Raw genomic sequence first — 14,378 nt, forward strand, 5'->3', positions numbered from 1 at the left:
AAAACTTATTCAATCAACTTAAAAATTTAACTCTTTCGCTAAATCCTTGTTAATCAACAAGTTTTTATCTGCATCACCGCCGATGGATGTGCATTCTACAGCATTTCAGATACGTTGCAAGCATGTTTTTATAAATAATTTGACTGATGTTTATTTTTCAAACCATAAAATTTATAAGTTATTGTTTTTCAATATTAATTATTTTTAAATTTTTTCAATTTATTCTACTCTTCACTATGCATTTAAATTTAAATCTTTGTTTTTAATAAATATATTTATAGATCACCTTTATTATTAGGCGTTATTTTAGTCAACTTGACTTTTATTCCATCAACTTATGCTGTTTATGTGATCACAATTCAAATTTACACCTCATTTTTCATCATTGTCTTATACCAAAACAAAAAAAAGCCATCCTTTTACAAGAATGGCTGTGTCACATCTAAGATGATCTCTAGAACTTCATACTGATGCGTGCCCAGTAGTTACGTCCTATATTGTTGAATTGTTCTGTTGCAGCATAACCAAAGCCTGAACTTCCCAATTTATTCAAATGTTCGGCATAGTTCTTGTCAAAGACATTATCAATCCCCACAGAAAGATCGATCCCTTTTTGCAAGTTATAGGTGCCATTTAAAGACAATGTGCCAAAGCCTTTGCTGTCTGCGACATCATATCCAATAATATTGCCCTCACGGTAACTGGTGCGATCTTGTGCTGCGACCACACGCCAGAGTAGACCGAGATTATATTTATCTTGTACGTAACGCAGGTTAAAGCGTCCTTCCAAGGGTGCAATTTGCGGCAATGCAGTATGGTCGGTAGTATTTTCACCCCAAGCATACATCGCACTTAAGTCTGCCTGAATCTGATCCGTCAACTGGTATCCTACACCAGCTTCTGCACCTGCAATGGTCGCATCTACATTACGGCTTTTGGCTTCAAGTTTACCCATCATGCCAGTAGGTGTGTATGCCACCAAAATATAATCTTGGATTTGACCCGCATAAGCTGAAGCCCATGATTTAAATGCACCGTGCTCATATTGATAACCAATATCCAACTGTGCCGTTTTTTCATTCTCTAAATTGGCAAAGGTCGTACCTGTACTTTGATGGTATTTAGTACTAAACAATTCCCAATAATCTGGCACACGCTCTACATAACCAAGACCTGCATAAGTTTTAATGTGATCCGCCCATTGGCTTTCCAACCGAACAAAACCACTCGGTAAGGTTTCTTTACGTTCAGTATCCGTTGTCAGATTATCAATTTTGGCTTGATCAATACGCGCACCTGTCACCAATTTTTGCTGTTCATTCAAGACATAGCTTAATTCACCAAAAGCTCCATAAGATTCAAAGTTCATATTGGTTGCAAAAGGAGAGTTCATACTCGGCATGGCGTACATAATCATATTGCCGCCATGTTTATTTCGCTGTGAATCTATTCCCGTTATTAGAGTTGTCTTGCCCCATTCTGAAGTCATGGCTGCACGAGCATTTAAAGTACGACGGGTCACTTCCATTTCCATTTTATTAGGAACGGCACTATTCATCCCTCCCATACCCATTCCCCCCATACTCATCGTAGTCATAGGCGGGGTTCTTAAGCGGAAGTTATCCATGACATGATCGTTATAGCTATAGTCCACCTGAGCTTCAACTTTCTTGATCACATCACTGAGGTTTTTCTTTTCAAGATGTAGTCCTAGACTTTCACGGGCAAATTTCGAGCCGTCCATTGGTCGTCCAGCATAGACTGCTTCGCCATCACTCTTACCGCCCTTCAGTTCTACCCATGTATCTTTATTGGGTGTCCAACCGAATGCCAGATCCGCATTCCATTTTTCCCAGTCCGAAGGCACCGTATTACCAGCTCCATCCTGATAACTATCGGCAACTGAACGGTTGGCATTTAAACGTGCATATTTGTTTTCATCCCCCACGGCAGTTTCAATATTATGATCTAAACGTCCATAAGAGCCTGCCATGACACTGGCTTGACCACGATATGACTTCTCGGAAGTGAGTTGTTCAGGTTCACGCTCAAATATGACAGTCGCAGCAGAACCAGTATGCGCATATTGCACCGTTTGCGGTCCTTTCACCACGGTAATTTTGTCGTAGCTTTCGGGTGAGATATAAGATGCTGGATTATCCATCCTTCCAGGACATGCACCCAGATTTTCCGTGCCATCGGTTAATATTTTAATGCGCGAACCGAACATACCACGGAAAGTCACATCCCCATTGGCACCGCCATTTTTAATTTGATTAAAACCGACAATGCTTTGCAAATAAGCAGCTCCATCTACTGCGGGAATTGGTTGTGTCGGTTGTTTCGGATCCGCCTGTACAATTAAACCATTCGCATCATTACCTTGCTGGGCCGTCACCACAATTGGGGCAAGGTTTTGCTGTACGACCATTTCTTCCGCAAGAACGGTCCCTGAATAACATGCAACACAAATCGCAGCCGATAAAGGCTGTAACAAGAATTTTGGCTGAGCCATATCTATCTCTCAAATACATAAATAACACTGTGCTTAAGTCCAACGACCCAAGCGTAATAAAGCGGATTTATGCAAAAAGAGGCGGTGCCCGTCCCTGCGGAATCAGGAAGAGTTGCTGAAGAACAAACCAAACATGACGATAGGCCCGTTGCAACGCAATCAGACGAATCTGAATCCGATCAAGCACTGGCTTCACTTGAAGTTCTGGCGGTAAAACCAGATTGCCGTAAACGGTACAGTACTGACATTGGTGATGGGCGTCGTGATGATCATGCATTTGCTGCTGATCGATCTGTTCGACTTGATGATGATGTCCATGCTGCATCATTGCACTGTGTGCAGAAGTCTGCATGGCAGAAGGAAGTAAAAGTGCACGCGTAATGGTTTCACAGACCGGAGCAACTTGATATTGCTTCGGCAGCAAAGGCTGTAAAAATACAGCGATCTGTAAAAATACTGCAGCACAGGCCAGCAGCAAACCACTACGAAAAAGCAAAAATTATCATCCTGCAATTTGTGCTGGGCAAGTATAACAAAACCCAATCGAAATTGGGTTCATTCTTAAGGATGAGTCCGACTGAAAATCTGTTTAGCCGCGCTTGACTGCAACTTTTTCCTTTTGACGCTGACGGGTCACTTTTTCGACCTTTTCACGTGCACGCTGGCGCTTCAATGGCGATAAATAATCGACAAATAATTTGCCGTTTAAGTGATCCATTTCATGCTGAATACAAACAGCGAGAAGTCCGTCCGCTTCTAACGCAAAGGATTGACCTTCAAGATTAATTGCCTCAATTTTTACGCGTGACGCACGCTCAACTTTGTCGTATATTTGAGGCACTGATAAACAGCCTTCTTCATACGGCTGGGTTTCTTCAGTCAATGGGGTAATTTTGGGGTTAATGAACACCATGGGCTGATCTTTATGTTCAGAAAGATCCATAACAATCAACTGAATGTGACGGTCGACTTGCGTAGCGGCTAAACCAATACCTGGCGCTTCATACATGGTTTCAAACATATCTGCAGCAAGCTGACGAATTTCATCAGTAACTTCTTCGACTGGTTGTGCAATGGTACGAAGACGGGGATCGGGGAAACTTAAAATAGGTAATAAGGCCATAAACGTCCTCACTTATGCCATTGATCAAAAAACCAAATGAAGGAATGCTTCATCAAAAAAATGTGTGTAATATCGTTATTATAACGCAAATTACCTACATAATTTTAGGAATTATGATAATGAAAAAGGTTTTGAAGGGCATGCCATCTTTTAGTGCCTTGGGGTTTAAACAGCAATTGCTGGCGCTGACTGTCGGTTTGGCAATCAGTGTTGGTTCTATCGCAGTGGTCGAAGCTGCACCTGCCCGTAACGTCAATCCACCTGCTCTCAAAGCAGGAGCACCGCATGTCTATGTGGTGAAAAAAGGCGATACGCTATGGGACATTTCTGGAAAATTTTTAGATAAACCTTGGCGCTGGCCGGAAATTTGGGCGAGCAACCGTCACGTGAAAAATCCACACTGGATTTTCCCCGGAGATAAACTTTTACTGTGCAGTTATCAAGGCAAACCTTTGATTGGTAAAGATGAGGGAGATGGCTGTGAAGGCATTATCCGTCGCTATACCGGTGGCACAAAATTACAACCGCAAGTCCGTGTTGAATCCCTGAATAATGCGATTCCTGTCATTCCATTAGAAAACATTAAACAATGGCTCGAGCATTCAACGATTGTGGCGCCAGAGTCGATTAACAATACGCCTTATGTTCTGGGTACTGCCGATCAACGTGTTTTGGCCGGTAAAGGGCAAACCATTTATGCTCGCGGTAACGGCTTAGAAGTCGGGCAGCAATATGCGGTCTATCGTGAAGGCGAACCGTACACCCTGATGAATGAAAAGGGTAAAAAATACACTGCCGGCCTTGAGCTGAATCAAGTTGCGACTGGCGTTGCCGTGGCAAGTGAAAATGACATCACCACCATTGAATTAACGGACAGCTTTAATGCTGAGGTGCGTCGTGGTGACCGAGTACTTCCAGTCTATGATCCAATGCTCCCGACCTTGTTCTACCCGACCATGGCTGAAGATGTCACCGCAGGTGGGCAGATTGTGCGTGTCATGGGTTCAATTGGTACTGCTGCCAAGCACAGTGTCGTGACCATTGATCGTGGAAATTTTGAAGGCGTTCAAGTCGGGCATGTCTTTAGCATTAACCAAAAAGGTGAACAGGTTCGCGATCCAAAAACCAAAGAAATGGTGCAATTACCAGGGCAACGTATTGGTAACCTGATGGTGTTCAAAACCTTTGATCATTTTAGTTTTGGCTATGTGCTCGATAGCTCATTACCAATCAAAGTTGGAGCCGCTATTCAACCACCATTGATGGACGATTAATTCGGAGTACCTCATGCTGCAACCATTATCACAAGAGCAAATGGACACCATTACCTTGTGGTATTTGGTTCAGCATTCTCTCAGCAGCTTTTATAAACTTGAACAGCACTTTGGTAGCATTCACCAAGCGGTACAAGCAGAAAATTTACCGCAATGGTCCAATCTGGGTTTACATAAAAATCATCTTCAACGCGCTCAGCAATTTTATAGCCCTACCGAACAATCAAAGTTCCAACGCATTTTACAAGATATTCAGCACAGCAGTGATTTTGTCCTAAGTTATCATGATCCTGAATATCCGCAGCAATTACTCCCATATAGCGATAAGCCTCCTATTCTGTTTGGACAAGGTCAGCGATCATTATTACGACAAGCTCAAATCGCGATTGTTGGTAGTCGCAAACCCAGTCCGCATGGCCGACAAATTGCGTATGATTTTGCCTACTATCTCAGTGAAAAAGGCTTTGTCGTGACCAGTGGCCTAGCCCAAGGCATTGATGAAGCAGCCCACCAAGGTGCTCTGCCGCATCAACGCACAATTGCAGTTATGGCCACGGGGCTAGATCAGACCTATCCAGCACAGCATCAAACGCTGAGACAGCAGGTCTTGCAACAATCAGGAACGGTGATCACTGAATTTTTACCGCACACACCCCCACTCCAGCACCATTTCCCTCGGCGCAATCGAATTGTTAGTGCCTTAAGTCTGGGCATCTTGGTGGCGGAAGCCAGTTTAAAAAGTGGCTCACTGATTACCGCCAAGCTCGCTGCTGAACAGGGCAAATTAATTTTTGCTATCCCCGGACATATCTATAGCGAATCACATCAGGGTTGCCATCAACTGATTCGGGAGGGCGCGATTTTGGTCGATCATCCAGAACAGATCCTTGAAGATGTAGCTTTGCCAACTCAATGGCAGGCTCAACAACAGACACCTGCCGTATCACATATAACAACGCCCGTGACCGAAGCCCAAGTACCAGAACATCTCAGCAGTCTCTATGCAGAATTAAACTGGAGCGGTCTTGCCTTAGATCATTTGGCGCTACAGCTTCAGCAAGATGCAGCAACTTTGACTGCACAGTTGATGGAGTTAGAGCTTTTAGGACTATATGTGCAACAATCTGGGGTATATTTGCGTTGTCGTCCTATTCAATAAGGTTCAGAATAAACCTTTGCTCAAATTAGGACACCATCATGATTACCACCTCTGTTGCTGAAGCAGCCGCCATGTTAAAAAACGGACAGGTCTTGGCATATCCGACAGAGGCCGTGTGGGGCTTGGGATGCGATCCCTATAATGAAAGTGCATTTAATGAAATCTTAAGACTCAAGCAACGCCCAATTGAAAAAGGGGTGATTCTACTGGCTGGCCATATTTCCCAAGTTGAACATCTGCTGACGGGATTAAGCACAGAGATGCGAGAGCAAGTGATCGCGTCTTGGAGCAATGCCAATCCGACCGAACGCGCCACAACATGGTTACTGCCTGCCAGTGCAGATATTCCCGTTTGGATTAAGGGCAATCATCCTAAAGTTGCGATCCGTGTCACGACCCATCCATTGTGTGTGGCCTTATGCAGCGCATTTAATGGTTTCATTGTCTCGACCAGTGCCAATCCTGCTGGGCTGGAACCTGCTCGCTCATTGCAACAAGCAAGTAAATACTTTAACAGCCAGCTGAACTATTTAAATGGTGATTTAGGCTTAAGCCAAGAGCCTAGCCGTATTCTAGATGCCGAAACCGGACAGGTTATCCGCGCATAAGTTTTATATGCAACAGCATGAAATTTTAGACAAAAAAAAGCTCAATCAAATAGGTTGATTGAGCATAAAAAGGATGTGTATTAATCACATCCAGAGGGTTCAAGAATCTCGCAGAACAATTGGCTAAACGTATTGTTAAGAAATACTTAACCATTCATTCGTGATGTGAACATTATCTAACATTTAAATCGAAAATACAAATAGATTATCTAACGCACGCTTTGGCTTAAATCCATGATTAAAATGTGAAATTTTTTCAAAAAGTCAAACTATCCTCCTATTTTTAAAATATTTTTAAATAAATAATCATTTGACAGCCGCTGAAATAGCCCTTATAACTGGTAGTTTACTCCAAGAAAAAATTTCCTAAATTCTATTTGTTTGCCTATTTATTAATCAGCTTGGCAGCTTTAAGCACCGCATTTTTTTCCGCCGCGGTTTTCATTTGCGCCATGACAATTCCAATAATAATAATAATCCCGCCTATACTATGCTGCATGGTCCAGATTTCACCTAACCAGAAATACGCCAAAACGGCAGTAAAAATTGGCATCAGGTTCATAAAAATACTGGTACGATTCGGCCCCAGTTTTTGTACGGCAAGCATCCACAGCCATGGGGCAATTAATGAGGCAAATAAGCCAGCATAAAAAACACTGGCACTATTCTGCCGATCTAAAGCATCCAATCCCAGCCAAAGGACAAAAGGCAGGTGATAAATTAAGGAAAATCCAATTTGTACATATAGGCTAATCATTAACGGGATTTTCAGCTGCCATTTTTTTAAAAAGACCCCATAAAACGCATAAAAGAACACCGCCACCACCATCAAGGCATCCCCCCAATGCCCGCCCAAATGCAATAAAGTCTGCAGATTGCCCTGTGCAATTACATACAGCAATCCTAAAAAGGAAATGAGACCGCCCACGATCGCGAAAAGATTGGGACGTTCTTTTAAAATCAGCATGGAAACCAAAATCGTGAAAATCGGGATAAAGGCATTCACAATGCCCATATTGGTTGCTGTCGTATAATGGGCAGCACTATATGCCAATCCTTGATAAAGCAGCATCCCAAATGCACTGAGCACCGCCAATTGCCGCCAATGTAGGCGTACCATCTCCCGCTGTTGCCAGACTTTCGGCAACATAAATGGAGTAAGCACAATAAATGCCACCAACCACCGGTAAAAGCTGATACTGACCGGCGAAATATAATCGGCAACATATCGTGTGACCGCAATATTCAGGGCCCAAATAAAGACCGCAACAAGCGGTAATAGGATTGCGAATTTAACTGCTTGCCGTTGCTGCATGTTGTGTCACTCATCACATCTTGAGTCTATTATTTTCGCTAAAGTCTGAAATAATAAAAATACGGTTTTTCAGACATCAATACCGTGGTTATGCCATGTTTTATCTGGATTCATCTAAAACGCCCTTTCCCCACAGGTTTAAGACGATGACTTTACCCTTATCAACATTGATTGAAGTGCATGAATATTTCTATGAACAGAATGATGAAATTGCAGCGCATGCTTGTATCTGGGGAGATTTCAATTTCAGCTTAAATGGCATTTTAGATTATGAAATTGAAGGTACACACTACCTATCACCCCCAAACTATGGGCTCTGGATTCCCCCACATACCCCACATGCCTGTATCGCCCGTGAGGTCAAAACCACGCACTATATTTGTATTCACCTACATCCTCAACTTTGCAGCTTATTTTCTGTAGATACCAAAACTGTCGAAATTAGTCCTTTTCTGCGACATTTAATTAAGGAAATCCTGCGGCAGCAAAACGCAACGACTACGGCAGAATATGAACATTTATTGCAAGTGTTGCTCGACCAACTCTGTGCCGCCCCAGCCTATAAACATTATCTTCCGCAAACCCAACATATTGTATTAAAGCCGATCTTGCAGCAATTGGCTGACCCAAATCGCTTTATGCAGAGCCTGCCACAAATCCTGAATACCAGTTCCTTAACGGAACGACATCTGCTGCGTTTAAGCCAGCAAGAATTGCAACTGAGTTTAGCGGAATGGCGCAATCGAGCAAAAATTCTCTATGCAATTGAACAATTGCATGCTGGTTCTTCGGTCAAAAAACTGGCGTATGATTTGGGCTATCAACACAGTTCTAGCTTTATTGAGTTTTTTAAACGCTATACAGGACAAACGCCTGCTCAACTACGTGACGCATAACCGCCGGCCATCTAATCTTTTTTCCGTTCAGTTGCAGGATTCAACTTGCAGTTCATCGCAATTCTCGTTACAACATGGAAACCCAATAAAAAATCAATGGATCTAGAGATGAGCCAGTCTGTTTATGATATTCCGATGAAAACCATTCAAGGCCAAGACATTACCTTGAATCAATACCAAGGCAAAGTACTGCTGATTGTGAATGTTGCATCAAAATGCGGTTTAACCCCGCAATACGAAGGTTTAGAAAAACTTTATCAGCAACAAAAAGATCAAGGTTTAGAAATTCTCGGCTTCCCTGCCAATAATTTCTTGGCACAAGAACCAGGCAGTGATAGTGAAATTCAAGAGTTTTGCTCAGTCAACTACAAAATCGATTTCCCGCTATTTTCAAAAATTTCGGTTGCAGGTGAAGACAAACACCCATTATACCAAACCTTAACGCAAGCCATTCCTGAGCGTATTGGTGAAGGACCTTGGTGGAAAGATCTCGTCGACTACGGCTTAACGCCAAATGAGCCACCAGAAGTCTTATGGAATTTTGAAAAATTTTTAGTGAATAAACAAGGACAGGTGGTAGCGCGTTTTGCACCAGACATCACTGCCGATGATCCACGCATTCTAGAAGCGATTCAGGCCGAATTGCAGAAATAAAATCTCAACACAATGATCAGGAAGTGAGACGATCACTTTCTGATATTCGTGTGCATTGTTTTACTTAATTTCTCCATAATTTTAATATTATTACAACACTAAATTCAAACTCACTCAGCGACTTACTGTTTTAATAACACGATCAGAACAAGATAAATAACATACAGGTAGATTATGAATCGTTTAGTACAAGCTGTTGTTTTGTCATTATCAACTGCATTGCTGGCTGCTCCTGCTTTTGCAGCACCGCAAAATTCGCAAGAGCATAAACAGCATGCGACTCAAAATCACAATGATGCAAATCATAAAGACATGCATCATGATGCCTCAAGTCATCATGATGCAAACAACAAAGCGAGCTATAACAAATCAGCTCGCCCATCAGCTGCGTGGAAACCGGGTAATCCAGTTCCAACACAATATCGTGGCAAAAGCTATCAAGTCGATCACACCAAATACAAAAAGCTCTACAAACCTGGCAAAAATGAACAGTGGATTAAGGTCAATGGTGACTATGTGTTAACTAACGTGTTAAACCACAACATCATTAAAATCATCCCAGGCATGTAATCCTCTGCCTTGCAAAAAAGAGTGCGATAGGCACTCTTTTTTTATGCACTGTACCTTTTTGTTGTTGCTTTGCAGCCTGACTTTAGAAAGTGAAGTACCCGTCCTATAATTGCTTTCCAGCGATATCCCCCTAGATTGAGATTCAGCAAGATGATGAAAAAACTTCTGCAAGGCGCCTTACTTCCTTTTGCCATTTTTGCGGCAGGAATAAGTTTGATCGGCTGCGATCAAGCCACTGACGAGAATCATGCATCTCCTGATACCTCAAATGTCCAAGAAAAAAGCACGGCACAAACAGATGAGGGAAGTTCAGAATTAAAAAGTGGCAATATGCTCTATGTGGTGAGTGATGTCGCGGATCTGCAATTGAAGGCAGGCGATTATGTACAACAACTTAAACAGACCCAAGCCGATTTAGAACACGCCTTACAAGCGCAAAATCCTGAATCCGTGCAAACTGCCGTCAATGCATTACGTCAGCAACTGACGGACTTTAATCGTGCTTTGGACAGCTTGAATTTAAAAAGTCAGGAAATCGAATCCATTCGTGAAAAAATTCGCTCAAGCAACCAACAAATCTTAGAGCTACCCTATTTAAATGGTCAACTCGACATGACCGCGGCAGAGCTGAAAAAAATTGAACAGCAACTTTCACTGGTACAGTCCGAAATGCTGACACTGGCTAAAATGCTCCTGTTAAAACCCGAATCAACAGAAAATTAAAGTTCAGCATCGAGTTCCCAAGAATGGATCAATCGCTAAAATTGAAATAGGATTGATCCCTTACATAGCGTCAAAGTTTAAAATCAATCACAATTCGCCCATCAATCTTGCCCTGCTCCATGCGTTCAAAAATATCATTAATATTTTCTAAAGCTTCGACATGAATATGCGCTTTGACTTTGCCACGCGCCGCAATATCTAAGGCTTCTTTAAGATCTAAACGGGTACCGACTATCGAACCTCGGACAGTAATCCCTTCTAATACCATATCAAAAATAGACAGATCAAACTTTCCTGGCGGCAATCCGTTCAGTACCATGGTGCCACCACGACGTACAATAGATACCGCTTGTTCAAAGGCTTTTGAAGAAACGGCTGTGACCAAGACTCCATGACAGCCTTCCCCTGTCGCCTTCAGCACCTCATCTTTGACATTCAGCTTCAGTGCGTTAATTCCCACATCTGCACCCAGCTGTTTTGCCAAGTCCAGTTTGCTATCATCAACATCAATAGCCACTACATTAAAGCCCATGGTTTTCGCGTATTGCACCGCAACGTGCCCTAGACCACCAATACCGGAAATGGCAACCCAATCCCCAGTTTTGGCCTCGGTCATTTTCAGTCCTTTATAGACCGTCACGCCTGCACATAAAATCGGGGCGATTTCTAACAGGTCGACCCCTGCAGGAATCACACCGACATAATCGCCATCCGCCAGACAATATTCGGCGAAGCTTCCATTGACAGAATAGCCCGAGTTCTGCTGCTGTTTACATAGGGTTTCCCAGCCTGCATAGCAATGGTCACAGTGACCGCAGGCGGAGTAAAGCCAAGGGACACCAACCAGATCGCCAACCTGTAAATGCTCAATGCCTTCACCAATTTCCACCACTTCACCAACACCTTCATGACCTGGAATAAATGGCAGATTGGGTTTGATCGGCCAGTCACCATGCATGGCATGTAAATCGGTATGACAGACGCCGGTAGCAATCATTTTCACCAGCACTTTGCCAGCGCTAATTTTTGGAATTTCAACTTGCTGAATTTGTAAAGGTTGATTAAATGCAGTCACGACTGCAGCTTTCATTGTGTTTGCCATTTTCACTCTCCATATACTCGAGTTGAGTAAAATACTTATCAAGCAATCTGATTCATGAGTAACATAAATGGTGGGGATGAAAGGTTGGAATTTGGTATATTTTTTAATCAACTTGAGGCAGATCATTCACGATCAGCGCCAAACCAACCATGTGCATAGCGCAACATGCTGTTCAAAAACTGATGCTTAAAGGAAAAGATCGGACGATGAAAGCAAATCACGCTAGTGGTTTTCTGCACGCCAATGTAAAAAAGCATTTTGCATGGCTGCTTTAACTGCTTCTGGAGCTTGATGCTGTTCTAAATAACTAAAATCACCGCGATAAACGGCATCAATAATGGTTTTAGCAAGATGATGAATACTGTCACAGCCGTGTTGCCAATAATTCTGAATTTGTTGCTGTGTCAGTACCAGTTCCCAACATGACACCACCGAACTCATATCAACAGCAATGGCGAGATAGAGTTGCTGATCATCCTGATAAAGTTCCCAAAAGTGTGGCGCATGTGCTATGAGTTGCATGAGATAGACTCGGTTTTAAGCAATACGATTTTATAGCATAAAAAAAGCCACCTTTCGGTGGCTTTTTCAATCTCAAACCGTCAATTACATTGCGCGGTTTTTGATTTTGCGGATAGTTTCGAGCTGAGCCGCAGTTTCTGCCAAAGCAGCTAACGCAGCAGCCGAGTCCAAATCGCTCTTTTGATTTGCTAACAATTGTTCAGCTTGTTTACGAGCTTCTAAAATTGCAGCTTCATCTAAGTTGTCAGCACGGATTGCAGTATCTGCAAGAACCGTAACAACGTGCGGTTGAACTTCTAACACACCACCAGATACATAGACGATCTCTTCTGTACCGTTCTCCAAAATCACGCGAATTGCGCCAGGTTGGAGTAAAGTTACAAGTGGCGCATGGCCAGGCATAATACCCAACTCACCACCTGCACCTTTAGCGATTAGCATGCTGATCGTGCCAGAGTAAATTGACTCATTAACACTTACCACATCACATTGCATAGTCGACATGAGATGATCTCCTTAAATTAGAGTTTCTCAGCTTTAGCAATCGCTTCGTCAATACCGCCAACCATATAGAACGCTTGTTCTGGAAGGTGGTCGTATTCACCAGCCAAGATACCTTTAAAGCCACGAATCGTTTCTTTAAGAGGTACATATTTACCAGGAGCACCAGTAAATACTTCAGCTACGTGGAACGGTTGAGAGAAGAAACGTTGGATTTTACGCGCACGGTAAACAATCAACTTATCTTCTTCAGACAATTCGTCCATACCCAAGATCGCGATAATGTCTTTCAATTCTTTATAACGTTGAAGAACGTTTTGAACTGAACGAGCAATACCGTAGTGCTCTTGACCAACTACTAATGGGTCTAACTGACGTGAAGTAGAGTCAAGTGGGTCGATCGCAGGGTAAATACCTTGAGAAGCGATGTCACGGCTTAATACAACAGTTGCATCTAAGTGAGCAAACGTTGTCGCAGGCGATGGATCTGTTAAGTCATCGGCAGGTACGTATACCGCTTGGATAGACGTAATCGAACCAGACTTAGTCGATGTAATACGTTCTTGAAGAACACCCATCTCTTCTGCAAGTGTTGGTTGGTAACCTACTGCAGATGGCATACGACCTAGAAGTGCTGATACTTCAGTACCTGCTAGTGTATAACGGTAGATGTTGTCAACGAACAATAATACGTCACGGCCTTTACCGTTTTCGTCTTTTTCGTCACGGAAATATTCAGCCATTGTTAAGCCAGTTAACGCTACGCGTAAACGGTTACCTGGTGGCTCGTTCATCTGACCGTAAACCATGGCTACTTTGTCAAGAACGTTAGAATCTTTCATCTCGTGGTAGAAGTCGTTACCTTCACGAGTACGCTCACCAACACCAGCGAATACAGATAAACCTGAGTGCGCTTTAGCGATGTTGTTGATTAACTCCATCATGTTAACGGTTTTACCAACACCCGCACCACCGAACAGACCAACTTTACCACCTTTCGCGAACGGGCATAGTAAGTCAATGACTTTAATACCAGTTTCAAGAAGGTCAGTAGAACCAGCTTGTTCAGCATAAGAAGGCGCTGCACGGTGAATTGCCCAAGTAGTATCAGTTGCTACTGGACCAGCTTCATCGATAGGGCGACCAAGAACGTCCATGATACGACCAAGAGTAGCCGTACCTACTGGAACAGAAATTGGTGCATTTGTGTTGGTTACGTTCAAACCACGCTTAAGACCTTCAGTAGATCCCATTGCAATTGTACGTACAACACCGTCACCAAGTTGTTGCTGAACTTCTAAAGTAGTTTCAGTGCCATCAACATGGAGAGCGTCATAGATCTTAGGAACGCTGTTACGTTCAAACTCGACGTCGATTACCGCGCCGATGATCTGAATGATACGACCGCTACTCATT

Annotated in this window: 15 protein-coding genes; 7 read left to right on the forward strand and 8 right to left on the reverse strand. The window is 43.0% G+C overall.

The window, feature by feature from the left end:
- Positions 1-454: 454 nt before the first annotated feature.
- The 3 genes from ACX17N_RS13240 to def all read right to left on the reverse strand — a co-directional run bounded on the left by ACX17N_RS13240 (position 455) and on the right by def (position 3,638).
- The gene (locus ACX17N_RS13240; protein WP_458893040.1) at positions 455-2,515 is read right to left on the reverse strand and encodes a TonB-dependent copper receptor; all 2,061 of its coding nucleotides are present in this window, start codon (positions 2,513-2,515) and stop codon (positions 455-457) included.
- A 67-nt stretch (positions 2,516-2,582) separates the two neighbouring features.
- Positions 2,583-3,011 carry a DUF2946 family protein gene (locus ACX17N_RS13245; protein ID WP_458893041.1) on the reverse strand — a complete coding sequence of 143 codons (429 nt, stop codon included), beginning with the start codon at positions 3,009-3,011 and terminating at the stop codon, positions 2,583-2,585.
- Between the two features lie 93 nt (positions 3,012-3,104).
- Complete coding sequence (gene def, locus ACX17N_RS13250) at positions 3,105-3,638, reverse strand: peptide deformylase (RefSeq protein ID WP_458893042.1); 534 nt, start codon at positions 3,636-3,638, stop codon at positions 3,105-3,107.
- 119 nt (positions 3,639-3,757) lie between these two features.
- Between def and ACX17N_RS13255 the strand changes: the two genes are divergently transcribed.
- The 3 genes from ACX17N_RS13255 to ACX17N_RS13265 are packed head-to-tail and all read left to right on the forward strand — an operon-like array spanning position 3,758 to position 6,679.
- On the forward strand, positions 3,758-4,912 hold the full coding sequence (locus ACX17N_RS13255; RefSeq protein ID WP_458893043.1) for a LysM peptidoglycan-binding domain-containing protein: 1,155 nt from the start codon (positions 3,758-3,760) through the stop codon (positions 4,910-4,912).
- Positions 4,913-4,925: 13 nt separating this feature from the next.
- Positions 4,926-6,071 (forward strand): DNA-processing protein DprA, encoded by a 1,146-nt coding sequence (gene dprA / locus ACX17N_RS13260; protein ID WP_458893044.1) that lies wholly within the window; start codon positions 4,926-4,928, stop codon positions 6,069-6,071.
- Positions 6,072-6,109: 38 nt separating this feature from the next.
- Positions 6,110-6,679, forward strand: a complete 570-nt coding sequence (locus ACX17N_RS13265) for an L-threonylcarbamoyladenylate synthase (protein ID WP_458893045.1) — start codon at positions 6,110-6,112, stop codon at positions 6,677-6,679.
- Between the two features lie 385 nt (positions 6,680-7,064).
- Here ACX17N_RS13265 and ACX17N_RS13270 read toward each other — a convergent pair whose 3' ends face one another.
- On the reverse strand, positions 7,065-7,994 hold the full coding sequence (locus ACX17N_RS13270; protein ID WP_458893046.1) for a DMT family transporter: 930 nt from the start codon (positions 7,992-7,994) through the stop codon (positions 7,065-7,067).
- 146 nt (positions 7,995-8,140) lie between these two features.
- On the opposite strand from ACX17N_RS13270, the gene ACX17N_RS13275 reads away from it, so the two are divergent.
- The 4 genes from ACX17N_RS13275 to ACX17N_RS13290 all read left to right on the forward strand — a co-directional run bounded on the left by ACX17N_RS13275 (position 8,141) and on the right by ACX17N_RS13290 (position 10,837).
- Positions 8,141-8,890 carry an AraC family transcriptional regulator gene (locus ACX17N_RS13275; RefSeq protein WP_458893047.1) on the forward strand — a complete coding sequence of 250 codons (750 nt, stop codon included), beginning with the start codon at positions 8,141-8,143 and terminating at the stop codon, positions 8,888-8,890.
- Positions 8,891-8,998: 108 nt separating this feature from the next.
- Positions 8,999-9,544, forward strand: coding sequence for a glutathione peroxidase (locus tag ACX17N_RS13280; protein ID WP_458893048.1), 546 nt, complete (start codon positions 8,999-9,001; stop codon positions 9,542-9,544).
- Between the two features lie 174 nt (positions 9,545-9,718).
- Positions 9,719-10,114, forward strand: coding sequence for an RcnB family protein (locus tag ACX17N_RS13285; protein ID WP_458893049.1), 396 nt, complete (start codon positions 9,719-9,721; stop codon positions 10,112-10,114).
- A gap of 153 nt (positions 10,115-10,267) precedes the next feature.
- The gene (locus ACX17N_RS13290; RefSeq protein ID WP_458893181.1) at positions 10,268-10,837 is read left to right on the forward strand and encodes a hypothetical protein; all 570 of its coding nucleotides are present in this window, start codon (positions 10,268-10,270) and stop codon (positions 10,835-10,837) included.
- Positions 10,838-10,907: 70 nt separating this feature from the next.
- On the opposite strand, the gene adhP is transcribed toward ACX17N_RS13290, so the two are convergent.
- The 4 genes from adhP to atpD form a co-directional block, all read right to left on the reverse strand.
- On the reverse strand, positions 10,908-11,939 hold the full coding sequence (adhP, locus tag ACX17N_RS13295) for an alcohol dehydrogenase AdhP (protein ID WP_458893050.1): 1,032 nt from the start codon (positions 11,937-11,939) through the stop codon (positions 10,908-10,910).
- A gap of 222 nt (positions 11,940-12,161) precedes the next feature.
- On the reverse strand, positions 12,162-12,461 hold the full coding sequence (locus tag ACX17N_RS13300; RefSeq protein WP_458893051.1) for a hypothetical protein: 300 nt from the start codon (positions 12,459-12,461) through the stop codon (positions 12,162-12,164).
- A gap of 84 nt (positions 12,462-12,545) precedes the next feature.
- The gene (locus tag ACX17N_RS13305) at positions 12,546-12,965 is read right to left on the reverse strand and encodes a F0F1 ATP synthase subunit epsilon (RefSeq protein ID WP_458893052.1); all 420 of its coding nucleotides are present in this window, start codon (positions 12,963-12,965) and stop codon (positions 12,546-12,548) included.
- Between the two features lie 17 nt (positions 12,966-12,982).
- Positions 12,983-14,377 (reverse strand): F0F1 ATP synthase subunit beta, encoded by a 1,395-nt coding sequence (gene atpD, locus ACX17N_RS13310; protein ID WP_458893053.1) that lies wholly within the window; start codon positions 14,375-14,377, stop codon positions 12,983-12,985.
- Position 14,378 lies beyond the last annotated feature (1 nt).

Source organism: Acinetobacter sp. GXMZU3951 (genome assembly GCF_054457875.1).